This window comes from Mycobacterium hainanense (assembly GCF_041890355.1).
GTDB lineage: Bacteria > Actinomycetota > Actinomycetes > Mycobacteriales > Mycobacteriaceae > Mycobacterium > Mycobacterium hainanense.
This window is the reverse complement of sequence record NZ_CP169059.1, coordinates 3,090,698-3,114,865: the sequence shown is the minus strand read 5'-3', so window position 1 is coordinate 3,114,865 and position 24,168 is coordinate 3,090,698. Positions and strand designations below refer to the sequence as shown.

Sequence of the window (24,168 nt, the reverse complement as noted above, 5' to 3'; positions counted from 1 at the left end):
TCTTCCCGTTCGGCCCGCGCGGGAACCGCACCGGCCCGTTTCCGGCGCGTCACCCGCTACACGCGCAGCTCTGCGGGGTTTCGTCGGTGCCCGGGCCGAAGGTGTCAGAGTCGGCGATGACGGTGTAGACCTCCCAGCGTTCCCCGCCGGGGCCGGTGACCCACACCTTGTCCTGGTTGGCGAAGCAGCAAGTGGTGTCGAGCTCCTCCTCGGTCAGCAGCCCGCGCTCGGCCAGGCGAGCGATTTCGGCGTGCACGGTGTCGCTGGAGGCGACTTCGACGCCGAGGTGGTTGAGGCTGCCGCCGTGGCCGGGGTTTTCGAGCAGCACCAGTTTGAGCGGGGGCTCGGCGATCGCGAAGTTGGCGTAGCCGGGCCTGACCTTGGCCGGCTCGGCGTTGAAGAGCTTGGAGTAGAACGCGATCGCCTCTCCGAGGTCGTCGACGTTGAGGGCGAGTTGCACACGAGACACGAGGTGTCCTTTCTTTGGGGTGCGGGCTATGGGGTCGAGGTGGGCAGCAGTTCGGCGATCAGCGCCTCGACGCGTCCGGCGATGTCGTCGCGGATGGCGCGCACCGCGGCCAGCGGTTGACCGGTCGGGTCGGGCACGTTCCAGTCGCGGTAGGACACCCCCGGAAAGTAGGGGCAGGTATCACCGCAGCCCATGGTGATCACCACGTCGGACGTCTGCACGTCATCGCCGGCGAGGATCTTCGGGCTGGCCATGGTGATGTCGATGCCCAGCTCGGCCATGGCGGCGATCGCCATGGGATTGACCTCGTCGGCCGGTTGCGTTCCGGCGGAACGGACTTCGATGCGGTCGTCGGCCATCCGGCTCAGCAGGGCGGCGGCCATCTGGGAGCGGCCGGCGTTGTGCACGCAGACGAACAGGACGCTGGGCTTACCGGTCATCGGCGAAAACCCTGCACGCAACGCGAGCGACACGTAGACCAGCCCGACCAACACGGGCACCTCGATCAGCGGGCCGACCACCCCGGCGACGGCCTGCCCGGACGTGACGCCGTAGGTCGCGATGGCCACCGCGATGGCTAACTCGAAGTTGTTACCGGCGGCGGTGAAAGCCAGGGTGGCCGTGCGGGCGTAGCCCAGGCGCAGCAGGAGTCCCAGGGCGTACCCGCCGGCCCACATGATCGCGAAGTACGCCAGCAGCGGGATCGCGATGCGGACCACGTCCCACGGCCGGGAGGTGATCTCGTGGCCCTGCAGGGCGAACAGGATCACGATGGTGAACAGCAACCCGTACAGGGCCCACGGCCCGACGCGGGGCAGGAACCGCGCCTCATACCAGTCGCGGCCCCGGAACCGTTCGCCCAGTCGACGCGACAGGTATCCCGCCAGCAGCGGGATGCCGAGGAAGATGAGCACCGCCTTGGCGATCTGCCAGGGGGAGACCCGGATGCCGGTCTGCGGCAGGCCGAGCCAGCCGGGCAGCACCGACAGGTAGAACCAGCCCAGCGCGGCGAACATGAGCACCTGAAACAGCGAGTTCAAGGCGACCAGCACGGCCGCGGCCTCACGATCCCCGCAAGCCAGGTCGTTCCAGATGATGACCATCGCGATGCAGCGGGCCAGCCCGATAATGATCAGGCCCGTGCGGTACTCGGGCAGGTCCGGCAGCAGCGACCAGGCCAACACGAACATCACGGCCGGCCCGACCACCCAATTCAGTAACACCGACGAGACCATGAGCTTGCGATCGGCGGTGACTTCGTCGAGCCGGTCGTAGCGAACCTTGGCCAGCACCGGATACATCATGACCAGCAGGCCGATCGCGATCGGCAACGAAATGCCCTGCACGGCAACGGCGCTCAGGGTTGAACCGAGGCCTGGAACCACTCGGCCGAGCACCAGGCCTGCGGCCATCGCCGCCCCGATCCACACCGGCAGCAGCCGGTCAAGGAGGGGCAGGCGGGTCGTCGCCGCGGTGGGCGCCGGGGCGCGGGTTTGGGTCATGGCGTGAGCACCGACGAAAGTCGCTGCAGCGCGGCGGGGATCACCCAGTAGTACACCCACGTGCCGCGCCGTTCGCAGTCCAGTAACCCGGCGGCGCGCAGCAGCTTGAGGTGATGGGAGATCGTCGGCTGCGACAGGTCGAAGGTCGCCGAGATCTCGCAGACGCAAGCCTCGCCGCCGGGGTGGCTGGCGATCAGGCTGAGCAACCTCAGGCGCACCGGGTCGCCCAGCGCCTTGAACATCGCCGCCAACTCCGTGGCCTGGGATTCGGCCATGGCGGCCGTCCCGAGCGACGGACAACAGGCGGTCCCTTGATTCGACATTCTTCTATATAAGCATTTATCGAATCAAGGCGCCACCCCTCAGCGGGTGCGCCGAACCGCGTAGGCGGCGACGCCGATGGCCAGCACCGCCAGGCCCGACAGCACCGACGACAGGGGCATAGCGAACGCGAGGAGCACGCATCCCACCAGCCCGGTGATCGGGATCGCGCGGTGGGGGCGGCCCTCGTCGCGCCCCAGGGTGAACGCCGACGCGTTGGCCACGGCGTAGTAGATCAGCACGGCGAAGGAGGAGAAACCTATCGCGTCGCGCAGGTCCGCGGTGGCGGCCAGGATCGCCACCACCAGGCCGATCAGCAATTCCGCGCGGTGGGGGGCGCCGAAGCGCGGGTGCACGGCGGCGAGAGCGTGGGGCAGGTGGTGGTCCCGGGCCATGGCCAGCGTCGTCCGCGAGACGCCCAGGATCAGCGCCAGCAGGGAGCCCAGCGCCGCGACGGCCGCGCCCACCTGGACCACGGGAACGAGCCAGCCCGTGCCGGCCGCCCGCACCGTGTCGACGAGCGGCGCCGACGCCCGACCGAGGCGTCGCGGCCCGAGCACCGCGAGCGCCGCCACGGCCACCAGCGCGTAGACGCCCAGGGCGATGGCGAGCGCGATCGGTATCGCGCGCGGGATCGTGCGCGCCGGGTTGCGCACCTCCTCGCCCAGCGTGGCGATGCGGGCGTAGCCGGCGAACGCGAAGAACAACAGCCCGGCCGCCTGGACCACCCCACCCAGCGTGGTCCCCGCCGGCCGGAGTGGCTCGGCGCCGGCCGCTCCGGCCGCGAACGCGGCGACGATCACCGCGGCCAGCACCGCCAAGACCAGGGCGACGATGACGCGGGTGAGCCACGCCGACTTCCGCACCCCGGTGTAGTTCACCGTGGTCAGCGCCACCACCGCCGCGACGGCCACCGGGTGGGCGTGCGACGGCCACGCGTAGGCGCCGATGGTCAGGGCCATCGCCGCGCACGAAGCTGTCTTGCCGACGACGAAGCCCCAACCCGCGAGGTATCCCCAGAATTCGCCGAGCCGCTCGCGGCCATACAGGTAGGTGCCGCCGGAGGAGGGGTAGCGGGCGGCCAGGCGCGCGGACGAGGTGGCGTTGCAGTAGGCCACCACCGCGGCGACCGCCAGGCCCAGCAGCAGCCCGGAGCCCGCGGCGCGCGCCGCCGGGCCGAGCGCGGCGAAAATCCCGGCGCCGATCATTGAGCCCAGCCCGATCGTCACCGCGTCGAACAATCCCAGGCTTCGGCGAAGCTCGCCGGTGTTGCTGTCCGCCACTCGGTCTCCTCACCGCTACGCAGTGGCCAAACCTATCAAATTGGTTTGATGTATTCTCGGCGGAGTGGCGGCAGGCAAGACGGCGGTTCCGTCGCTGATGCGGATGGCGTCGCACCCGGTGCGCTGGGCCCTGCTGACCGAACTGGCGGGCAGCGACCTGCGGGTGCGGGAATTGGCTGCCGCCGTTGACGAGCCGCAAAACCTGATCTCGTATCACCTGCGGCTGCTGCGCTCGGCCGGCCTGGTCGACGCGCGGCGCAGCAGTTTCGATGGCCGCGACACCTACTACCGGCTGAATCGGTCGGGGTGCGCCGGGGCGTTCCGCGAGGCGGCGGCGGCGCTGCATCCGGCGCTGGCGCCAACGCACGTCGCCAGGCCGCCGGCGCGCTCGGTGTTGTTTTTGTGCTCGGGCAACAGCGCGCGCTCGCCCATGGCCGAGGCGCTGCTTGGGCGCCGGGGCCAGGGCCGCATCCGAGCCGCCAGCGCCGGCAGCCATCCCAAACCGCACCTACACCGCGACGCGATCCGCATTATGCGCGACCGGTACGGGATCGACTTGGGTGCGCAGCGGCCGCGGCCGCTGACCGCGGTGGCGCGCCGCCGCTTCGACTGCGTGATCACGCTGTGCGACAGGGTGCGCGAGTACGCGCGCGACCATGGCGTGACCACCACGATGCACTGGAGCGTGCCTGACCCATCGGGCGCTACGTATTCCGAATTCGCCCGGGTGGCAGCCGAATTGGACGACCGCATCGACTTCCTCCTGCCCACTCTGCACGCCTACCCGCGAGGGCGATGACGTGTCGCTGGATCGGCGTGACTTCTTCAAATGGGGCGGCCTGGCCGCGCTCACCGCAAGCGGAGCCGCGTGCGCACGGCCCGCGCCGCCCGGCGACAAGGCCGATTACACGCTGCGAATCGGCACGGGGACAGTCGAATTGGCGCCAGGCCGCGTCGTGTCCACCCTGACCTACAGCGGGCAGTTTCCCGGGCCGCTGCTGCGGTTCAAGGAGGGCCAGCGGACAACGGTGGACGTGTTCAACGACACCGATTCCCCCGAACAGTTGCACTGGCACGGTCAGCAACTGGACGTCGACGTCGATGGCGCGGCCGAGGAGGGAACGCCCTACGTGCCCGCGCATGGCATGCGACGGATCTCCTTCGTCCCCGGCCCGGCGGGATTCCGCTTCTACCACACGCACGTGGTGCCGCGCTCGGACCTGTCGCGCGGCCAATACAGCGGATTGGTCGGTCCCGTCTACATCGAGCCCCGGCAGAACACGGGCGGCTACGACCGGGAAGTCTTCCTGACGCTCAAGGAGTTCGAGCCCTCGTTCAGCCGCGGCGGCGACATGGCCAGTGATTTCCTGCCCGGCGAGCAGGAGCCGGAACTCAAAGAGCGTGGCGAGTCGGCGATGGCGGCGTCACTGGGCCGCGGCGACCCGCACGGCTTCGAGGTGAGTTACGGGGCGTTCGCCGTCAACGGCCGCATGCTCGGCCACGGCGATCCGATCCGCGTGCGAACCGGCGAAAGGGTACTGCTGCACGTGCTGAACGGCAGCGCCACCGAGACCCGCAGCCTGGCGCTGCCCGGGCACACCTTCGACGTGATCGCGCTGGACGGCAACCGGGTGCCCACCCCGGCGCCGGTGCCGGTGCTCTGGCTCGGCGCGGGTGAACGCGTCTGCGCGCTGGTGGACATGACGAATCCGGGGGTCTGGGTGCTGGGCGATCTGTCCGACGACGACCGGGGGCATGGCATGGGGGTGGTCGTCGAATACGCCGGCCGGGGCGGGGAACCGCAGTGGACCGCGCCGCCGCCGGTCAAGTGGGACTACCGGTTGTTCGCGCGGCCCGCGCCCGTCCCGCCGCCCGACCACACCATCGAGCTGTTGATCGAGAAGCGCAATGCCGCCGACAACGGGTTCAACGTCTGGACCTTCAACGGCACACCGTTTTCCATGGACGGCAACCGACCGGTGCTCGACGTGCAGCGGGGCCGGCGCTACCGGCTGCGCTTCCGCAATGCCAGCGACGACCTGCACCCGATGCACCTGCACCGGCACACGTTCGAAATCACCCGATTCGCCGGTACGCCAACGGCCGGTGTCCGCAAGGACGTCGCGATGCTGGGCGGCTACCAGAGCATGGACGTCGACTTCGTCGCCGACCAGCCCGGGCTGTCGCTGCTGCACTGCCACCAGCAGATCCACATGGACTACGGACTCATGCTGCTGCTCAACAGCGCTTGAACCGGGTCATGCCAGCGGATTGTTCTCCCGCACACCGCGATACATGCCCCACCGCACGATCCACGGCATTACCACCTTGTCGACCGACCACGTCGGGAATCGGAACGCGTGGCCGCTGGGCAGGAAGACCTCCAGCCCGTTCGGTTGGACGCCCACCAGCGAACCCCACCGTCGCGTCGGCGCCCGGTAAGTCCGCAGCCGGCCGCCGCCGAGCTCGGCGCGCACATTGCGGGCCACCAGCGCATCACCGCGGTTGCGGGCCGAGCTGCGCAGCGGATCGGTCGCGGCGACGTCACCGACCGCGAAGACGCCGCGCTGGCCGGGCACCCGCAGCTCCGGGGTCACCCGCACGAACCCGCGCTCGTCGAGTAGCTCCGGCGGCAGCCAGTCGGTGTTGGGCCGCACCCGCCCGATCGCCCACAGCACGGCGTCGGCGGACGCCGGGGCTTGCCCGGTGCTCCAGCGCACCGGGTCGCCGGTGATCTCCTCGCCGGTGAAACCGTCGGGCAGCACGGCGCGGTGCCCGGGGTGGATGCCGACACCCAGGCCGGTGAGTCGTCGCCGAATCCGGTTCCAGCTTCGCGGGTGGTACTCGCTCAACGCGCGCGGCCCGGGGAAGTACAGGTCGACCCGCTTGCCCGGCCAGGTCGTGGCCAGATTCAGCGCGCTGCTCACCGCCGCCGCGCCGCCGCCCACGACGACGACGGACTCGGCGGCCGCCAGCCGGCCGTGCGCCGCGCGCAGCTCCGCGCCGACCTCGCCGGCCGACTGCAGCGTCGGCCGACGCCAGAACCCGTTGCTCACCCCGGTCGAGATGATCAGCGCGTCGAACTCCTCGGCGAGCGTCGTGCCGTCGGGGTGTTTGCCCAGCACGGCGCGGGCCGCCAGGTCCAGGCCGGTCAGCTGCGCCTGCACCGTGCGCACCCGATCCAGGCGCCGGAACCGGTCGAACGGAATCCAGTAGTCGCGGGCCCAATCGTCCGGGCGGGACAGCCGGACACCGAGTTCCTGACCGCTGACCAGCGCGGGCTTGACGGAGATGCCGACGACGTCGGCGTGCGCGGACAGCCGGATCGCGGCCAGAACTCCCGCATCTCCGAGGCCGGCGATGACGACACGCTTGCGGTTCATGTCGCTATCCTGCCTTGGATGGAATTCGGGCCTGTCCACTGACCGATCGATTGCCAGGAGCACGTCCCTTGGTCGCCTCGCCCCACAGCGATCGCGTCGACCGCGTCGCGGAATTGCGCCGGTCGATGCACCCCCGCGCGCGTGCCGCCCTGCACGCCGCTGTGCGAGCGTCGGCCCCCCGCCCCGACGCCGCCCGGCGCGCCGCCAAGGACTTCCACAAGCCAGGCCCGGCGGCGGTGCTCGCGGAGATCCGATGGGCGTTCACCGCACCGCGCACCTGGTTGATGGGCGTGGTCGCCAACGTGATCTTCGCCGCGGCCTGGCTGCTGGTGCAGCCGCTGACCGTCGGCCGTCATCACACCGACTGGGTGATCCTGGTCGGCACGTACTTCTCGTCGTGGGTGCTGGCCGACGTGACCACCACCAATCTGCTCGGCGCCGACCACTACCGAGTGCTGTCCGGCCTGTCTGGCGGCGTGCCGTTCTGGCGGATCCTGTTGGTCAAGAACCTCGCCCTGCTTGCCATCGTCGGGCTGCCCACCCTGGTGGCGGCGATCGTGTTGACGCTGTGGTTGGAAACGCCGGGGCGGCTGGGGATCACGATCCCCACCGTCGCCGTGCCCATCGTGTCCTGGCTCGGGGTGGGCAACCTGATCTCAGTGCTGCACCCGGTCAGCGTCGAGCCGCTGATCCGGCGCTGGCGCCAGCGCGGCGACCGGCGCCGCACCGGCAGCTGGCTGGCGGTCCTGACCTTGCCGTACGCGTTGTACTACGTCGCTGACCCGATGAACGGGATTGAGCACAAGGTGCTGTGGACGAAGGTGCCCGCCATGATGTGGCCGGTGTTCGGGCGCGACACCAAGAGCTTCGTGCACCTGGCGATCGCCGTGGCGGTCTGGGTCGTCGGCACGGCCGCCGCGGTGCTGTGGGTGCGCAAGCGCGGGTTGACGATCAGGTAATCGATTACGGCACTTGGGGCTTGATCTCCTCGATCACCCATTGCGCGTAATCGAGGTATTCGTCGACGCCGCCGACGGCGGGGATGGGCACGGCGCTCATCGTCACGCCCTGTCCGGCCAGCCAGCCCAACCGGTCGACGATCTCGCCGGCGCTCATACCGGGCCGCCCACTCGGATCGTCGCGTGCGACGTGTCCTGCGCCGACCCGGTTGGTGCTCATCCCGTGCATCACCTCGAACGGCCGTCCGTTGTAGGAGGGCTGGGACTTGATGTAGTCGAGCTTTTCGGCGATCTGTTCGGGTGGGGTCAAAAACGGGCACCAGCCGGACGCGTACCTGGCCGCCCGCCGCAGCGCGGCGTCGGCGTCTCCGCCGATCCAGATCGGAAGGTGGGGCTTTTGAACCGGTTTCGGCTCGAACGCGATGCCGTCGAACGACACGTAGCGGCCCTCGAATCGAGGGCAGTCGCTGGTCCACAGTTCGATGATGGCCGCCAGGTATTCGTCGGCGATGCGGCCCCGTTCGCCGAACGGCACCCCGAGAAGCTCGAATTCGGGTGCCAGCCAGCCGACCCCGAAGGTGGCCATCATCCGGCCCCCGCTCATCCAGTCGGCGGTGGCCAGCGCCTTGGCCAGGGCGATCGGCTGATGCAACGGCAGGATGGTGACGCAGGAGTTGACCACGACCCGTTCGGTCGCCCCGGCGATGTAGGCCTGGGCGGCCGTCGAATGCAGGTAGTGCGGCCCGGACAGCTCGACGTGCTCGGCCGGGATCACGAAATGTTCGGGGACGGCGATCATGTCGTAGCCCCACCGGTCGGCGCATTTGACCATGCGGGTCTGGTCGGGTCCCGTGACGGCGGCTTCCCAGGGTTGCGTGATCGCCGGCAGGCGCACCGTGTGGGGAACGGGGAACGCGAATTTCATGGTGGGTTTCCTCCAAAGCCATCACGCATGTCGGGTGTCTTCCTGCGACCGTCTGCATCCCGCCTAGCGGTCTGCGTCAATCACATCCCCGGCGGGGGTTGTTAACCTTGCGCCGTGGACTCCGAACCGGACCCTACCGGCGAAAACAAGTCGAAGGCGGCGCTTGCCGCAACGAGTTGGGCGCTGCTGGGCATGATGTCCTACGAGGAGGAAGTCTCCGGCTACGACCTGAAAAAGTGGATCGACTGGAGCGTCGATCTGTACTACTGGAGTCCGTCGTACAGCCAGATCTACACCGAGCTGAAGAAGCTCGAGGGGCTGGGCCTGGTGACCTCGCGGGTTGAGCACGACGAGGGCACCCGCAGCCGCCGGCTCTACAGGATCACGGCAGCGGGGATGGCCGCCGTCACCGGTTGGACCAACAACGCCCCGGTGGACCCCCCGGTGCTCAAGCACAGCGTCATGCTGCGGGTGACGTTTGGTCACCTCAGCAACCCGGCCCGGCTCAAGGAACTGCTGGCCGAACACGTCGCCTACGCCGAGGCCAGGCACCGCAAAGCGGTCGAGGACGCCGACGGCGCCGAGGCCCAGCCCGCGTGGGCGTATTCGGTGATCGCGCTGCGCTGGGCGGCCAAGTATTACGCCGCGGAGCGCGAATTCGCGCTCGAACTGATGAAGGACATCGACGAGGCGGACGCCGTCCTGAAGAAGGCGGCCAAGGGGGGCTTCGGACAGCCCCGCCCGATGCCCGGCTACTGGCGTGAGGTCGAGAAGCAGGTCGAGGCCAAACGCAAAGCGGACTGATCCTGATGGCGGCGACCCGCTTCGCCCGGCCTCGCCGCCGTCGCGATCGCCGCTAGCCCGTCGCGTCCCGGCCCGCCGCATCGTGGGCCGCGATGAAGCCGTACACCAAACCCTGCGCGATCGTCGCCCCCGCACCCGGATACGTCGTGCCGAACGCGTTGGCGGCGGTATTGCCGATTGCATACAGGCCGGCGATCACGCTGCCATCCTCGCCGAGCACCCGTGCGCGCTCGTCGGCCTTCAGCCCGCCGCACGTGCCGAGGTCGCTGAGCACCATCTTCACGGCGTAGAACGGGGCCTTGACCAACGGGCGCAGATTGGGGTTCGGCGCGATCGTGGGGTCGCCGTAGTAGCGGTCGTAGGCGCTGCGCCCGCGGCCGAAGTCGGGATCCTCACCGGTGGCGGCATTTTGGTTGAAGCGAGTCATCGTCTCGCAGAACTCCGGCACCGGAACCTTCATCCGGGCGCCCAGCTCGCCCAGGTTGTCCGCCCGCGCCGCGATGCCCGCGTCGTACCAGGATTGCGGGATGCGCATGCGCGGGAACAGTTCGGCGCCAAAGACATAGCTGTTGCGGTATTGCTGGTCGAAGACGATCCACATCGTGTCCACGGGGCTGCCGGACCGCTCCAGCTCGAGCAATCGCTGACCGAACGACATGTAATCCGCGGACTCGTTTGCGAATCGGTGCCCGTTGTGGTCGACGATGAGACTTCCGGGCAGCGAACGTTCGGCCAGCATCACCGCCGGCGCCTTGCCCGGCAGGGGCGCGATGGCGGGAAACCACCAGGCTTGATCCATCAACGCGATGTCGGCGCCGAATTCCTGCCCGGCACGAATGCCGTCGCCCGTATTGGATTGAGCACCAAGGCTCAGATTGGCGCCCAGCGACTCGGACTGAAACTTCCACCTCATGTCCATGCTGTGGTCGAAACCGCCCGTTGCCAGCACCACTGCGCGCCGGGCGGTGATCGTCACCTCGCGGCCGTCATGGCCGACGACCGCGCCAGTCACCCGCTTTCCGTCGCCCTCCAGCCGCACGAGCGGGCAGTCGGTCCACACCGGGATACCGGCGCGCAGCACCCCGGCAAACAGCCCGGCCATCAGACCCTGGCCGCCCGCGGCGTAGCGCCGACCGATCAGCCTCCCGCCGAACCCCTGCGCCACCCGCTTGCCGAACGTCGGAATGCCCTTGCGCGGCACTCGGGCCACGAGGTTCATCCACCGGTAGTCGGCGCCCGTCGTGGGTATCGAGACGCCGGCCTCGAGCACGCCGGGCCGCAACCGGGTGCGGTACGGGCCGAGGATCGACGTGTCGAACGGGTGGCATTCGCACGTCCGGCCCGCCGCGCTGCCACCCGGCTCCTCGGGGTGGTAGTCGGAATAGTCGCGGGCCCAGAACAGCCGCAGCGGGGTGGTCCGGCGCAGCATGTCGACCGTCGCCGGGACATGAGCCACGAATTCGGCCGATCGCTGCGGCGGCGCCGACCCGGCCACCACCGAGTCCAAATACGCGGCGGCGCGCTCGGGGGAGTCCCCGGCGCCCGCATCTCGCAGCACGGGGCTGCCGGGTAGCCACAACGCGCCGCCCGACCGCGCGGTCGACCCGCCCACGTATGCCGACTTCTCCACGATCAGCACCGACAGCCCGAGTTCGCGGGCGGCCAGTGCCGCGGCCATGCCGGTCCCGGACCCGACCACCAGCAGGTCGACCGTCATATCGGCCACCGGACGCCCGGCGGGGATCGTCGTGCTGTGGGGGTTCACGCGCAAAACCGTATGCCCAGGCCGCGCGGCGACGGAAGAGCCGTCCTGATCAGTGGGAACAAGCGGTCCCGCGAACGGGGCGACGGGAGTTTAATCATCCCTATGACGACGCAGTCCGAGGTCGACGAAGTTCGCCAGATTGAAGCGCAGGCCGTGCCGACGCGGTTCGCCCGCGGCTGGCACTGCCTGGGCCTGATTCGGGATTTCGGTGACGGCGAGCCGCACGCGATCAACGCCTTCGGACAAAAGCTCGTTGTCTTCCGCAGCGCGAACGGCACCATCAACGTCCTCGACTCCTTCTGCCGGCACATGGGCGGTGATCTCTCGCAGGGCGAAGTCAAGGGCGACGAGATCGCCTGCCCGTTCCACGACTGGCGCTGGGGTGGTGACGGGCGGTGCAAGCGGGTGCCCTACAGCCGGCGCACGCCGAGGCTGGCGCGCACCGCGGCGTGGACCACGCTGCAGCAGGACGGGATGTTGTTCGTGTGGAACGACCCGGAGCGTAAACCGCCGCCCGCGGAGGTCACGATCCCGCGCATCGAGGGTGCCACCAGCGACGAGTGGACCGATTGGCACTGGTACACCACGGTCGTGCACAGCAACTGTCGCGAGATCATCGACAACGTGGTGGACATGGCCCACTTCTTCTACATCCACGGCTCGTTGCCCACGTATTTCAAGAACATCTTCGAAGGGCACGTGGCCACGCAGTACATGAACGGCGGGAGCCGTCCCGACATCGGTAGCCCCGAGGGGACCACGATGCTGGGCACCACGTCGGTGGCGTCCTATTACGGGCCGTCCTTCATGATCGACGACCTGACCTACCACTACACGGACGGCGACGCGAAAACGATCCTGATCAACTGCCACTATCCGATTGACTCGAATTCCTTTGTGCTGCAATACGGCATCATCGTCAAGAAGTCGGACACGTTGCCTGGTGATGAGGCGCTGAAGACCGCGATCAGCCTCGGCGACTTCGTCAAGATCGGCTTCGAGCAGGACGTGCAGATCTGGCGGCACAAGACGCGCATCGACAACCCGCTTCTGGTTGAGGAGGACGGGCCGGTCTACCAGTTGCGTCGCTGGTACCAGCAGTTCTACGTCGACGCCGCCGACGTCCAGCCGGACATGGTGGACCGCTTCGAGTTCGAGCTCGACACCACCCGGCCCTACGAGGCGTGGATGAAAGAGGTCGAGGCCAACATGGCCGCGCAGGGTGCCGGCCCGGTGTGATGGCGCTCGATTCGCCTGTCCGGCAAGACAATCGCCTCGACGAGATGCCGATGCGCCCGGTGGGGTGTCGCAGGTGCGGGGCGCAGGTGCTCGCCCGCAAGAGCAGTTGGAACCAGACCAGCGTGCAGTGGAACGTCGATGCGTCGACTCGGTGCGTCGAGCGTGCGGACGCCGCCCGGATCGCCGGCAACCACCGCGTAGTTTTCCTGGCCTGCTCGGCGCTGCGGGAATCGATCGAGGGCGCCGTCGCGGCCGGAGAGCTGGCGATCGTCGACGACGCCTGACGCTGCGCCGTGATCGGGACCCGAAAGCCTTGGCGTCGGGCGTGATTCAGCTCCCGAATACGGCAAGGGGTCCAACATGGGCGCGATTGTCCTTGATTCGTTCGGTCAAGCACCACGATCCATCAGTGCGGCGCCGCCACGTGTCACGGTAGTCGCCGATGGTGTAAAAGCGTGTTGAAGGATCGGCCGTCGATGTCAGGTGCACATCACGCACATACGAACGACTGACCGCCGTGTCTCCCTCGACGTCAATCACGATATTTCCCAACAGGTGCTGGGTAGGGCCACAAGCATCGAGGAACCCGCGAATGAGTTCGATGATCGCGTGGCTTCCCTGAACCCGGCCCATCCCGAAATCACCGTGGGCGTCGTGGGTGAGAAGCTCGGCCATCCGATCCCAGTCACGGTCGTCCATCGCGCGGGCGAACAGAATCAGCGCACGCTGCACGTCGCGTTCATCGCAGAGATTCCGCAATCGGTCGCCGTGCATGGTGTAGTCCCTTCGACGCGTTTCAGGCGTGAGCCCCCCCATCGACGCGAATTTCGGTGCCGGTGATGAAGGCGCCGTCATCGGAGGCGACCATGGCGACTACCGCAGCAACCGAGCTCGGGTCGCCCAGCACGTCGTTCTCCTCACCATGCAGCAGGGGTGTCTGCTTGGCCCACAAACCCAGGTCGTATCCCTCCGGCATCTTGTCAAGTGTGCTGAGCGCCAGGGCCGTCGCCACGCCGCCGGGCTGAATGTTGACCGCGCGCAGGCCCTGTTTGGCGTATTCGAGCGCCAACGAGTGGGTGAACGACAACACCCCTCCTTTGCTTGCCGCGTACGCCGCCATGTAGGGATGCGCGAAAGACGCTGCGGTGGAGGTGAAGTTGACCACCACGCCCCGACCGGAATCCAGCAGCGCCGGAAGCGCCTGACGGGTCATCAGAAAGGTCCCCGTGAGATTGACCGCCAGGGTCGCGTTCCAGTCGTCAAGGGAGTGCTCGTGGGTGTGCCCGCAGCGCTGGATTGCAGCCGCATTGACGAGCACGTCGAGGCCGCCGAGGTCGGCCAGAGCCGCGTCGACCACCGTGACCACGGCGTCTTCCGACGACACGTCAAGGACCGCGGTCGTCAGTCGCTTTTTCGTCCCGGCGTCGTCCGCGGCCGCCTCGGTGAGCGCCAGGCCGTCGGGGGAGATGTCGAACCCGACCACCGTCGCGCCCTCGTCGAGCAGTCGGGCGACGGTTGCCTGCCCGATGCCGGAGCCGGCGCCCGTGACGATGACGCGGTGATCCGCAAAACGCCTCAGCCCACAATGAGTTCCGGTCATGCGAGCTGGAAGGCGCTGATGGGCGCCTCTTCGGGGTAGACGGCGGGCCCGCCCAGGTCGTAGGCGGCGTTGAGGGCACCGATGAACGCGGGGTTGTGCAACGGTTCGCTCGGTATGTCGAGCTTGATGCCTTTGGAGTTGACGTCGTCGACCATGATGTCGATCGCCCGCTCGATCGTCAGGTCGTCGGAGCCATCCATGTTTTTCTTCAGCTCGTCGAAATCGGAAAACACCTCGGCCGACCAGTGCACCAGGAACCGCAGCTGATCCGTGTGGTGGCGCGCGATGACCTCATCACCGTTTTTCAGCAGCCACTGGTCGCGGTTCTCGGGATCGCCGGCGAACACGGTGTCGAACGCCAATCCGGCGGGAACCTGTTGGTCCAGTGGCCCGTTGGCTTCGCCGCGGTGCACCATCATCTCGTTCTGCACGACGATGCCGCGGTTGTATACCGGCGGCAGCAATCGCCCGGGCGCGCGCAGGGGACCGTCGGGCCAATAGGTGAATCCGCTACCGGCATCGAGCGAGAACCACGTGATCACCTGAGCCATCTTGATCAGGTAGTCCCCGAACAGGCCGGACTTGCCCATCACGCTGGTCAGCCACGTCGGCGCGTTTTCGTGGCGCACCCCGCGGAAGCTCGGCGAATCCAGGTGCCCGGGGTCGCGATTCGCGCACGGTCCGTTGATGTTGAACAGCATGAGCTGCGGTTTGGCGTACCCGGCGTTCCAATAGTTTTTCGCCATCTCGAGGAATTGGGCGTTGTAAAAGCAGTCGTGCAGTTGCGGGTAGAGCACCGCGCCGTAGTTGGCGAGGTAACCGCGGAAGGTCGGCGTCAAAAACAGGTCGAGCGACGGCGGGTATCCCTCCGGGAAGGCACCACTCATGGTCGCGATCAGTTCGTCGGCCGACGCAAAGTGTTGGGCGATAATCAGCTTCCACGGCCCCTCGGTGCGCACCACGTCGAGGAGCCGCTCGCGTTGATCGTCGGTGTAGACGTCGTCGATCTCCCGGGGCGGCGCGACCGGGCGCAACACGTCGGAAAGTTGCATCCGCCGCTCGTCGGTGAGCATCCGTTGTCTCCTTCTGCAGTTCGTGAATGCGATTGTCATTCGGCGCGAATGCGTCCGCTCGGGTCCGGCCCGGTGAATGGGACGTCAAAACGGCAGCGGATTGTCGAACTTCGCCCGGAGCAGCGCACCGAGCTCGGCGACCGCCAGCCGACCCCTCGCCGTGGCGTCCGACCGCATCAGAAACCCGTGGCACATCCCCGGGTATCGGGCGGTGATCGTCGGGACGCCTGCGTCGCGCAACCGGGCAGCGTACCGCTCGCTCCAGTCGCGGATCGGGTCGCAACCCGCCGTCACCACGATCGCCGGGGGCAGGCCGGACAGGTCCTTCGCGTAGGCCGGGACGAGATATCGGTCGGTGGGTGGCCCCGCGTCGCCGTCGGCCAGCGCGTGCAGGTAGTCGATGTCGTCGCGGCAGAGCATCGGGGCGTCGGCCAGGGAAGTGATTGAGGGGGCGGACATGTCGCGGTCCAACCCGGGGTACAGCAGCACCTGCGCGAAAATGGCCGGTCCCCTCCGATCGCGCGCCGCCAGCGCGACGGCCGCGGCGAGCGATCCGCCCGCGCTGTCGCCGATCACGACCACTCGCCGGGCGTCGACCCCGAGGTCGCCGGCGTTTCGCGACACCCATTCGGTCGCGGCGTAGGCGTCGTCGAACTGTGCGGGCGGCGGCGACTCGGGGGCCAGCCGGTACTCGACGGCCACGACCGTGGCAGCGGCGGCCGACGCCAGCTCGCGGGCCAGCGGCTCGAACGAGTGGTTGGACCCCATCACCAGTCCGCCGCCGTGAAAGTAGACCAGCGCCGGTTGTGCGGCGGCGTCGATGGGCCGATAGATGCGCGCCGGGATCGCGCCGGCCGGGCCCGGGATCGAAGCCTGGGTGACGCGGGCCATTTCGGGCATCGCGTCGGGCAGCGGCGCGGCTTCGATCGCGGCGCGCACGGCGGCCAGGCCGCGTTGGCGCATCGGGGGGATCTCACCGAACGACGCGAGCCGCGCGGCGGCGTCGGGATCCAACGGGGGACGAGTCATCGCGGGGTCGGGGGGCGTTGTGCGGCAAGCACTTCGGCGCGTCGGGTCATCGCCGCGCCGACGTAGTCGGGCTGGGTCAGCAGGTAGAACCGGCCCTTGGCGGCCTGCTCGAACACCGTCTCGGAGGCCGCCAAGGGGTCCATGGCGCCGGCCTTGATGTCGAGCATGGCCGCGCGCTGCGCCTCGGCCGCGCCGACGTCGGTCGCTCGATCGGCTTCGACGCCGCCCGCCGACTCGAAGATGTTGGACACCACCGCTCCCGGCAGCACCGCCTGCACGTGAATGTGGTGACCATGGCCGGCGGACTGGACGTCCAGATACAGGCATTCGGTCATTGCGAGGACGGCGTGCTTGCTCACGATGTAAGGCGCTTGCAGCGGGATCGCCACCACCCCGCCGACGGACGACAGGTTCCACACCCACGCCTGTTCATCGGTGGCCATCATCTTAGGTAGGAACGCCCGCACACCGTGGAAGACCCCGCTGACATTGATGTCCAGCACGCGACGCCAATTGGCCACCGGTGTGTCCCAGAGGTAGCCAAACTGCTCGACACCGGCGTTGTTCACCAAAAGCCGTACCGGGCCGAGGGTTTCGTATGTCGTGTCGGCGAGTTCGTGCAGCGCATCGGGATCGCGCACATCGCAAACGGCGTCCACCGTCGCCCCGCCTAGCTCACGGCGCAGCGCCGCGACGGCGTCGGCGTCGATGTCGGCGAGCACCACGGTCATGCCCAACCCGCTGGCGTGCCGCGCGAGCCCGGCGCCGATGCCCGAGCCGGCTCCGGTGATGACGGCGACGCCGCCGGAGAAGGTGTCGCGTGCGCTCACGAACCGGCGGCGCTGCCGGCATGCAGCTCGGACAGCGGGACCGAGTTGGTGGTGTCCAGGACGACCTCCATCTCGGTGCACTCGAGACCCCCGGCGGCGCGGCGCACCGCGACGTTTGCGACGCCGCTGGACACGGCGAACGGTACGAAGTTGGCGACCTGGTTGACGAAGAGGTAGAAGCGCGCGCGGGTGGCTTCGCCCTCACCGCCGGTGCGGTGCACGTTGGTCGCGTGGTGGCGCAACGGGTACGGGCTCTGCTTGCGGTGCTCGATGAGCCACTCCATGACGGCGGCGCGCCCGTTGAGTTCCGGGGACATCAGTTCCTCGAATGGGCTGGCGCCCGAATCGCTTCGGCTCACGTAGCGGATGTCCTCGGCGTAGCGCGCCGCCAGCTCGTCGTAGTGTGCCTCGTCGTAGTGATACCAGAACTCGGCGATGAACTCCTGCAGCTCGGCGAGCGTGACGTCGTTGTCCATAACAGTGAGTCAACCTCGATGCGGCCCCCGTTACGCGGGGGTTGCCCAGTCAGTGGAACACGGTTTACCGTCAACCGGCGCTAAGGGTCCGGGCGTCTGACCGGTAGCCGCGGTCCGTTCAGCAATCGCTGGAGATTCTGAAACGCTCTCGCAACTCCCGTTTCAGCAGTTTGCCGCTGGGGTTCTTCGGTAGGGAATCGACGAAGAAGATTCGCTTGGGTGTCTTGAACCCGGCCAGGTGCACGCGACAGTGCGCGAGTATGTCGTCCTCGGCGAGGTCGACGCCGTCGCGCAGCATCACCGCCGCGACGACGGCCTCGACCCAAACCGGGTGGGCCAGGCCGAACACCGCGACTTCTTCGACGCCGCCGTGCCGGTAGATGACTTCTTCGACTTCTCGGCTCGCGACGTTTTCCCCGCCGGTCTTGATCATGTCCTTCTTGCGGTCCACGACGTGAAGCAGGCCGTTCTCGTCGTAGTAGCCGAGGTCGCCGGAGTGGAACCAGCCGCCCCGGAAGGCCTCGGCTGTCTTCTGTGGGTCGTCGAGGTATCCCAGCATCAAATGCGGGCTGCGGTGGGCGATTTCACCGACGGCGCCGGCGGCGAGGTGGACGCCGTCGTCATCGAGGATCGCCGTCTCCACGTTAGCGACCGGACGCCCCGCCGAACCTGCGTGCGCGTCCTGTTCGTCGGGCCCGAGCGCGGAGGCGAGCGGCGCCATCTCGGTCTGGCCGTAGAAGTTCCACAACCTCAGGCGCGGCAGGCGCTCCCGAATCTCGCTGAGGATCTCGATCGGCATCGCCGAGGCGCCGTAATACCCCTTGCGCAGGCTGGACAGGTCTACGGTGTCGAAGGCGGGTGACCGCAGCAACGAGATCCAGACCGTCGGTGGGGCGAAATAGCTGGTGACGGCGTAGCGCTCGATAGCGCGCAGGACGAGTTCGGGATCCGGCCGCGGCAAGATGATGCTGGTGGCGCCGAGATAGACATCGGTGACCAGGAAGTTGTCGAGTTGTGCGCAGTGATAGAGCGGCAGGGAATGGATCTCGACATCGTCGGCGGACATGTCCCCGGCCAGGATCGTGCTGACGTAGTTCCACATCAGGCTTCGGCTGGTGTGCATGGCGCCCTTGGGTCGTGATTCGGTGCCGCTGGTGTACATCAGGCGCAGCAGTTGGTCGTCGTCGATGTGGGGGCGTGGGGCACTCGACGTGGTGCTCAGCCACTCGGCGAAGTCGGGCCAGCCCGCCGGAGCGGACCGCCCGGGCGGCAGCAGCGCCGCCTTCGTCGTTGCCGATACACCCAGCCGCATGGCTTGGTCAGCGGTGGGTGTCAAGGCGGCTTCAACGATGAATCCCCGTGCGCCACTGTGGCCCAGGATGTAGGCAACCTCCTCGGCGGTGAGCATGAAGTTGACCGGGACGAGAACCACCCCGGCCCGGGCGGTGGCGAATACCAGTACGGCGTATTGCCAGCAGTTGTGCGACAGCAGCGCAAGCCGATCACCGGGCTGAAAACCGTTGTCGTGCAATGCGGCGGCCGCGCGGTCTACCAAATTCTCGAACTGGCCGAAGGTCAGCACCACATCGTCGTCGATGATCGCGATCTTGTCCGGGTGCCTGCGCGCCGACCGGCGGGGGATGTCGCCGAGCGCATGGCTACGCGCCCGCGCAGTCATTGCGTCGACGCCCTGGGGCTGCATGCCCGTTACGCTAAGCGCCGATGCCCGGTGGTCTCGCGCCGATGTCCCGCTGAGTAGACAACGGGCCGCCCACAGTCGCGAATGCCCCGGATACTCGGGGCCATGAGCACCGGCGCGTCCGTCAGGACCGACAGCCCCGGACGGGCGGATGTGAACCCCGACGAACTGCGGGCCAACCTGCTTCGGGCCGACCCCGGCGTGCTCGTCGCGGTGCTGGTTCAACTCACCGGTGATACCGGGGTGGTCGACCGCTTCGCGCCGAAGATCACCCACGTGCCTGACCCGCCGGAGCAGGCGGGCACGACCGACCCGGACACGAGGGCGGCCATCGTCGAGGCCGTGGTCAGCGCGCTGCAGCTGCCCCGGTCTGTTCACGCCGCCCGTGCCGACGACCGCCACCTGTTCGCACGGATCGCGCCGGTGGCACTCGGCGGAACGATCGACCCCGAGTACATCCCGCTGCTGTTGGAGCAGGGCGGATTCCAGCCGCCGCAGCCGGTGCTGCCACGCACCGCGAAGCTCCCCGACGACTTCCGGGTGGCGATCATCGGCGCAGGCATTGCGGGATTGACCGCCGCGTTAGAGTTAGCCGACGCCGGCGTGGACTACCAGATCTTCGACCGCCACGACGAGGTCGGCGGCACTTGGTACACGACCACCTATCCCGGAATCGGTGTGGACACCCCGTCGGCCTACTACTCGTTGTCGCGCGACATCAACGGCGACTGGTCCAGCTATTACCCGATGGGGCCGGAATATCAGTCGTATCTGGTGTCGGTGGCCGACAAGTACCAACTGCGGCAACGCACCCGCTTCGGTACCGAAGTCGAAGCCCTTCGGTGGGACGAGGAGCGTCAACAGTGGCAGATCCGTGCGGTGGGCCCCGGCGGTGCCCGCGAGATCAGCTACGCCAATGTGGTGATCCCCGCCGCCGGGTACCTCAACCGGCCACGCTGGCCGCAACTGGACGGAAGGGGGACGTTCGCGGGAGCCGAAGTTCATGCGGCGCAGTGGGACCGGGGTCTGGATCTGACCGGCAAGCGGGTTGCCATCATCGGTGCGGGGTGCACCGCGGTGCAGATCGTCGACGCATGCGTGGACCAGGTGTCGCACCTGACGGTGTTCCAGCGCCAGCCGCACTGGGTGGCGCCGCAGCGACGGCTGACCGATGACGTGCCCGACTATCAGCGATGGCTTGGCACTCGATTGCCGTTCTACGCCAATTGGATTCGGCTCAAATCCTATTGGGGAACAGCGGACAACAACTACCCCGTGATCTTGTACGACCCCGAATGGGCGCGCGGCCATCTGTCCATTTCGCCGGCCAACGATGCGCTGCTGCAGATGTGCCTGAAGTACATCGACGACGTCTTCGGCGCCGGCAGCGAACTCGCGCGGAAGGTCACGCCGGACTTCGCGCCGTACGGCAAGCGAATCATCCGCGATCCGGGTGGCTACTACGCGGCGCTGGCTCGCGAGCACGTCGACGTCGAAGCGAGCGAGCCGGCCCGGGTCAACGAGGGGGGCATCGTGACGGCCGACAGTCGGCAGATCGATCTCGACGTCATCGTCTACGCGACCGGCTACCATCTGGATTTCTTGTCCACCATGGACATCCGGGGGCGAGACGGCAGGAAGCTGGCCGACGAGTGGGGCGACCGACCACGGGCCTACCGCGGTGGGACCGTCCCCGGGTTCCCCAACTTGTTCATCTCGTCGGCGCCCAATTACAGCCCGGGACACGGCGCGGGCCACAATTTCGGCGTCGAGGTGATGGTGCACTACGTGATGGAATGCCTCCAGCTCATGGCGCTGCGAGCGGCGTCGACCATCGAAGTGACGCGGCGCGCTTACGACGCCTACGTCGCAGACATCGACGCGACGATGCAGGGCACCGTGTGGTGCCACACCCCGTCCGCGCACACGTACTACCGTTCGGGCGGCGGGCGGATCGTGACGGCCTTCCCATACCGGCTGCTCGACGTATGGCGTGATCACCGTGCACCGGTCGAGGATGATTTCGAGTTGCGATGAGCGAGTTACTCTGCGGGAAAACGGCTTTGGTCACCGGCAGTAGTCGCGGTATCGGCCGGGCCATCGCCCGGCGCTTGGCTGCCGAAGGCGCCACCGTGGCAGTCACGGCCCGTTCCCACGCCGCGTCGACGTCGGTCCGCGGGGGAGCGGCCACCACGCTTCCCGGCACCGTTGGCGAGACGGTCGAGTTGATCGAGGCCGCCGGCGGTAAGGCATTCGCCGTCGCCGCTGATCTCGAGGACGCCGGGCAGCGTGACGGGCTGATCGACGCGGTGCTCGACCGCGCCGGCCGGATCGACATCCTGGTCAACAACGCGGGTTTCGCGGACTACTCGCTGGTCGAGCACATGAGCCTGGAAACGTTCGACCGCACGGTGGAGCACTACCTGCGCACGCCGTTCGCCCTGACGAAAGCCGTTGTGCCGCAGATGCGCAAGCAGGGGGCCGGCTGGATCGTCAACATCGGCTCGGTGACCGGTGTCGCCCCGGTGCGACCCTATCGCCACTACAACAAGACCTCGGGCGACGTGATCTACGCGTCATGCAAGGCCGCGCTGCATCGCTTCACCCAGGGCGTCGCCGCCGAATTGCTCGATGCCAACATCGCGGTGAATTGCGTCGGCCCGTCGACGGCCGTTCGCACGCCCGGTGCGGCGCAGCTCATTCCGAATGACTTCCCGACCGAACCGGTGGAATACCTCGCCGAGACTGTGCTCGCGATGTGTCACCTGCCCGCCGCCGAGCGCACCGGGCTCGTCGCGTTCAGCCTGCACTTTCCGTGGTCGCAGCAACTGCCGGTGCACAGCCTGGATGGGACCGCGGTACTGCCGCCGCTGCCGCCACCGCCGACGGCCAACCCCAATATCCTCCCCGCGGGGCTTTAGCTCGCTGCCTACAGCGCCCGCCTGTCAACCGAGAACCGGTTCGTCGCAGGCGCAGAAGCTGTGGCAGACGCGGTCTTGGACGATGACGTCGGGACACTCGGGGTCGAACCAGCGGTCCACGACGGCCCAGTGGATCGGATGCATCAAATAGGGCCCCAGCAGCCCGTCGACGTCGGAGAACTCCTGCTCGAACACGTGAGTCCAGGCGGAGGTGCCGACACCCTCGGACACCCGGCTCAGCTGCCATGCGCGGATGGACGAGACGTAGCGCGCCATCGACGACAGTTCGTGCTCGAAGCGCGCGACGGTGGCCGGCGCGGCCTGGGGTGCGGCGCGAAGCAACAGCGTCCGGTACACCGTGCCCCTCGGCCCGCCGGATCCGACGGCCCGACCCGAGTAGTTCGCGCCGTTGACGCCGGTAACCGCCGGGTCGGCCGTCAAGGCATCGAAGATTGGTGCCGCACAGTCCCATTGGGCGGGCGCGCCGAACCGCAGATGCACCAGCACGTCACCGCCGTTGCGCGCGCCGGGCAGCGTCGGCGCCACCACCCAGCGCAGAGCGCCGCTGTCGGCCGCGGCGGCACGCATCGCGTCGAGCAGTCGGTCGCGGTCGTCGGCGACGACGTCGAGCAACCTGGTGACGCTATACATCGCACAGCCGGTCCACGTCCTCGGCGCTCGCGGCGAAGGATCGGGACCGCTCCTGCACGAACTCGCCGATCCGCGACCACCATTCGCCGAGGGCCGGGTCCGGCCTGCCCTTCCACGTCATCTCCCACCACGCCCGCACGTCGGGCAGCGTCCAGGTGATCGTCACGGTGTTGGTGTCGTCATCGAACCAGATCGGCGGGCTGACCAGAACGTCGCGCAACGTCATCCCGCGCTGCCGCGCGCCGGGGGCGTATTCGGCGAGGTAGGCGTCCACGAACCGCCGAGCGCAGCCGGGCCGGGTGACCACCCGGTCGATCACGAAAACCTGGCCGCATGTGTTCACGCGTACTGAAGGGCGGCACGCAGCGGGCGCAGCGGCTTCAGGGTCGGCGCGACGCGCTGCGGGCCGTCCTCGACGTTGCGCCAGATGCCCATCGCGGTCATCCGCAGGGGCGAGGTCAACCGCTGGTCGAACATCATCCGGTTCATCGGACCGCACACCGACACCGCGGCCACCGCCTCACCCGGCCCGCCGATCGGCGCTGCGACGCAGCCGAATCCGAGGAGCGACTCCTCGCGCTCGAACGCGACGCCGTGCGCGCGCACCTTGGCCAACTCGACCGCCAGCTGGGTGCCGCTGGAAATCGAGTACCTCGTCTTCCGAACTCGCAGATCGATCTCGGCATCCTCGTCGCGATACGCGAGGATCGCCTTGCCGACAGCGGTGCAGTGGGCGGGCTGGCGACCACCCACCCGGGTGGGAATTCTCTGGTCGCCGATCTTGTCCAGGTACACCACGTCCGGGCCGTCGAGCACGGCCAGGTGCACGACAAGACCGGTGGCGCGGTGCAATTCACCCAACAGCGGGCCGGCCGCCCGCACCAGCCGGTCCTGATGCACGGCGAGCGAGCCGAGTTCGACGAGGCGCATGCCCAACTCGTAGTCCCGGCCGCTGCGGCGCAGCCAGCGCAGTTGCACCAGGCGCTCGAGCATCCGATGCGCCGACGAGCGCGGCAGGCCGGTTCGCCTGACGATCTGCGCGAGGGTGAGCCGCCCCGGACCCTCGAAGGCGTCGAGAACCAGCGATATGCGGTCGATGACGGCCGTGGGGGTGGCGGGTTCAGCGCTACCGGACATCGATCCTCCAAGCTGTGCCTGATCGATATATTCCTATTAGGAAGATAGTTCTAGCACGCCTGTGTGGCGGTTGTCACGCATGGTGGACGCGGGCCGTTGGGA

At 68.2% G+C, this 24,168-nt stretch carries 25 protein-coding genes; 8 read left to right on the top strand and 17 right to left on the bottom strand.

All coding sequences use genetic code 11. The annotated features are described in order from the left end of the window. Window positions 1-49 precede the first annotated feature (49 nt). Genes ACEL92_RS14585 through ACEL92_RS14570 form a run of 4 tightly spaced genes read right to left on the bottom strand, consistent with a single transcriptional unit; the run spans window position 50 to window position 3,575 of the window. On the bottom strand, window positions 50-469 hold the full coding sequence (locus tag ACEL92_RS14585) for an ArsI/CadI family heavy metal resistance metalloenzyme (protein ID WP_374021455.1): 420 nt from the start codon (window positions 467-469) through the stop codon (window positions 50-52). 26 nt (window positions 470-495) lie between these two features. Next, window positions 496-1,971, bottom strand: a complete 1,476-nt coding sequence (gene arsB, locus ACEL92_RS14580; RefSeq protein WP_374021454.1) for an ACR3 family arsenite efflux transporter — start codon at window positions 1,969-1,971, stop codon at window positions 496-498. Next, complete coding sequence (locus tag ACEL92_RS14575) at window positions 1,968-2,294, bottom strand: ArsR/SmtB family transcription factor (protein WP_374021453.1); 327 nt, start codon at window positions 2,292-2,294, stop codon at window positions 1,968-1,970. Before ACEL92_RS14575 ends, arsB begins: the two co-directional genes overlap by 4 nt. 39 nt (window positions 2,295-2,333) lie before the next feature. Next, on the bottom strand, window positions 2,334-3,575 hold the full coding sequence (locus ACEL92_RS14570; protein WP_374021452.1) for an APC family permease: 1,242 nt from the start codon (window positions 3,573-3,575) through the stop codon (window positions 2,334-2,336). Window positions 3,576-3,639: 64 nt separating this feature from the next. Between ACEL92_RS14570 and ACEL92_RS14565 the strand changes: the two genes are divergently transcribed. Next, entirely contained in the window at window positions 3,640-4,374 is a 735-nt protein-coding gene (locus tag ACEL92_RS14565; RefSeq protein WP_374021451.1) for an ArsR family transcriptional regulator, read from the top strand. Between the two features lies 1 nt (window position 4,375). Further along, window positions 4,376-5,827 carry a multicopper oxidase family protein gene (locus ACEL92_RS14560; RefSeq protein ID WP_374021450.1) on the top strand — a complete coding sequence of 484 codons (1,452 nt, stop codon included), beginning with the start codon at window positions 4,376-4,378 and terminating at the stop codon, window positions 5,825-5,827. A gap of 6 nt (window positions 5,828-5,833) precedes the next feature. Here the strand turns inward: ACEL92_RS14560 and ACEL92_RS14555 are convergent, their stop codons facing one another. Further along, the gene (locus ACEL92_RS14555) at window positions 5,834-6,958 is read right to left on the bottom strand and encodes an FAD-dependent oxidoreductase (RefSeq protein WP_374021449.1); all 1,125 of its coding nucleotides are present in this window, start codon (window positions 6,956-6,958) and stop codon (window positions 5,834-5,836) included. 161 nt (window positions 6,959-7,119) lie between these two features. Between ACEL92_RS14555 and ACEL92_RS14550 the strand changes: the two genes are divergently transcribed. After that, complete coding sequence (locus ACEL92_RS14550) at window positions 7,120-7,917, top strand: hypothetical protein (protein ID WP_374026221.1); 798 nt, start codon at window positions 7,120-7,122, stop codon at window positions 7,915-7,917. Window positions 7,918-7,921: 4 nt separating this feature from the next. Here the strand turns inward: ACEL92_RS14550 and ACEL92_RS14545 are convergent, their stop codons facing one another. Further along, entirely contained in the window at window positions 7,922-8,842 is a 921-nt protein-coding gene (locus ACEL92_RS14545) for a TIGR03619 family F420-dependent LLM class oxidoreductase (protein WP_374021448.1), read from the bottom strand. 114 nt (window positions 8,843-8,956) lie between these two features. Between ACEL92_RS14545 and ACEL92_RS14540 the strand changes: the two genes are divergently transcribed. Beyond that, window positions 8,957-9,646 (top strand): helix-turn-helix transcriptional regulator, encoded by a 690-nt coding sequence (locus tag ACEL92_RS14540; protein ID WP_374021447.1) that lies wholly within the window; start codon window positions 8,957-8,959, stop codon window positions 9,644-9,646. A 52-nt stretch (window positions 9,647-9,698) separates the two neighbouring features. On the opposite strand, the gene ACEL92_RS14535 is transcribed toward ACEL92_RS14540, so the two are convergent. Further along, complete coding sequence (locus ACEL92_RS14535) at window positions 9,699-11,411, bottom strand: 3-ketosteroid-delta-1-dehydrogenase (RefSeq protein ID WP_374021446.1); 1,713 nt, start codon at window positions 11,409-11,411, stop codon at window positions 9,699-9,701. A 102-nt stretch (window positions 11,412-11,513) separates the two neighbouring features. On the opposite strand from ACEL92_RS14535, the gene ACEL92_RS14530 reads away from it, so the two are divergent. Further along, the gene (locus ACEL92_RS14530) at window positions 11,514-12,650 is read left to right on the top strand and encodes a Rieske 2Fe-2S domain-containing protein (RefSeq protein ID WP_374021445.1); all 1,137 of its coding nucleotides are present in this window, start codon (window positions 11,514-11,516) and stop codon (window positions 12,648-12,650) included. Continuing rightward, the gene (locus tag ACEL92_RS14525; protein WP_374021444.1) at window positions 12,650-12,934 is read left to right on the top strand and encodes a ferredoxin; all 285 of its coding nucleotides are present in this window, start codon (window positions 12,650-12,652) and stop codon (window positions 12,932-12,934) included. The genes ACEL92_RS14530 and ACEL92_RS14525 overlap by 1 nt, the downstream gene beginning before the upstream one ends. Before the next feature lie 46 nt (window positions 12,935-12,980). Here ACEL92_RS14525 and ACEL92_RS14520 read toward each other — a convergent pair whose 3' ends face one another. The 7 genes from ACEL92_RS14520 to ACEL92_RS14490 all read right to left on the bottom strand — a co-directional run bounded on the left by ACEL92_RS14520 (window position 12,981) and on the right by ACEL92_RS14490 (window position 19,360). Further along, window positions 12,981-13,424, bottom strand: a complete 444-nt coding sequence (locus ACEL92_RS14520) for a nuclear transport factor 2 family protein (protein ID WP_374021443.1) — start codon at window positions 13,422-13,424, stop codon at window positions 12,981-12,983. A 22-nt stretch (window positions 13,425-13,446) separates the two neighbouring features. After that, window positions 13,447-14,229 carry an SDR family NAD(P)-dependent oxidoreductase gene (locus ACEL92_RS14515; protein WP_374026220.1) on the bottom strand — a complete coding sequence of 261 codons (783 nt, stop codon included), beginning with the start codon at window positions 14,227-14,229 and terminating at the stop codon, window positions 13,447-13,449. A 17-nt stretch (window positions 14,230-14,246) separates the two neighbouring features. Further along, complete coding sequence (locus ACEL92_RS14510; RefSeq protein WP_374021442.1) at window positions 14,247-15,323, bottom strand: hypothetical protein; 1,077 nt, start codon at window positions 15,321-15,323, stop codon at window positions 14,247-14,249. A gap of 84 nt (window positions 15,324-15,407) precedes the next feature. Then, window positions 15,408-16,352, bottom strand: coding sequence for an alpha/beta hydrolase (locus tag ACEL92_RS14505; RefSeq protein WP_374021441.1), 945 nt, complete (start codon window positions 16,350-16,352; stop codon window positions 15,408-15,410). Beyond that, on the bottom strand, window positions 16,349-17,182 hold the full coding sequence (locus tag ACEL92_RS14500) for an SDR family NAD(P)-dependent oxidoreductase (protein ID WP_374021440.1): 834 nt from the start codon (window positions 17,180-17,182) through the stop codon (window positions 16,349-16,351). Before ACEL92_RS14500 ends, ACEL92_RS14505 begins: the two co-directional genes overlap by 4 nt. Continuing rightward, the gene (locus ACEL92_RS14495) at window positions 17,179-17,658 is read right to left on the bottom strand and encodes a nuclear transport factor 2 family protein (RefSeq protein WP_374021439.1); all 480 of its coding nucleotides are present in this window, start codon (window positions 17,656-17,658) and stop codon (window positions 17,179-17,181) included. The genes ACEL92_RS14500 and ACEL92_RS14495 overlap by 4 nt, the downstream gene beginning before the upstream one ends. A 118-nt stretch (window positions 17,659-17,776) precedes the next feature. Further along, window positions 17,777-19,360, bottom strand: a complete 1,584-nt coding sequence (locus tag ACEL92_RS14490; protein WP_374021437.1) for an acyl-CoA synthetase — start codon at window positions 19,358-19,360, stop codon at window positions 17,777-17,779. A 102-nt stretch (window positions 19,361-19,462) separates the two neighbouring features. On the opposite strand from ACEL92_RS14490, the gene ACEL92_RS14485 reads away from it, so the two are divergent. Further along, window positions 19,463-21,394 carry a flavin-containing monooxygenase gene (locus ACEL92_RS14485; RefSeq protein ID WP_374021436.1) on the top strand — a complete coding sequence of 644 codons (1,932 nt, stop codon included), beginning with the start codon at window positions 19,463-19,465 and terminating at the stop codon, window positions 21,392-21,394. Continuing rightward, window positions 21,391-22,278 carry an SDR family NAD(P)-dependent oxidoreductase gene (locus ACEL92_RS14480; RefSeq protein WP_374021435.1) on the top strand — a complete coding sequence of 296 codons (888 nt, stop codon included), beginning with the start codon at window positions 21,391-21,393 and terminating at the stop codon, window positions 22,276-22,278. Before ACEL92_RS14485 ends, ACEL92_RS14480 begins: the two co-directional genes overlap by 4 nt. A gap of 24 nt (window positions 22,279-22,302) precedes the next feature. Here ACEL92_RS14480 and ACEL92_RS14475 read toward each other — a convergent pair whose 3' ends face one another. Genes ACEL92_RS14475 through ACEL92_RS14465 form a run of 3 tightly spaced genes read right to left on the bottom strand, consistent with a single transcriptional unit; the run spans window position 22,303 to window position 24,066 of the window. Further along, entirely contained in the window at window positions 22,303-22,929 is a 627-nt protein-coding gene (locus ACEL92_RS14475) for a Dabb family protein (RefSeq protein WP_374021434.1), read from the bottom strand. After that, window positions 22,922-23,272: a hypothetical protein gene (locus ACEL92_RS14470; RefSeq protein WP_374021433.1), complete on the bottom strand. Its 351-nt coding sequence runs from the start codon at window positions 23,270-23,272 to the stop codon at window positions 22,922-22,924. The genes ACEL92_RS14475 and ACEL92_RS14470 overlap by 8 nt, the downstream gene beginning before the upstream one ends. Continuing rightward, window positions 23,269-24,066: an IclR family transcriptional regulator gene (locus ACEL92_RS14465; protein WP_374021432.1), complete on the bottom strand. Its 798-nt coding sequence runs from the start codon at window positions 24,064-24,066 to the stop codon at window positions 23,269-23,271. Before ACEL92_RS14465 ends, ACEL92_RS14470 begins: the two co-directional genes overlap by 4 nt. Window positions 24,067-24,168 lie beyond the last annotated feature (102 nt).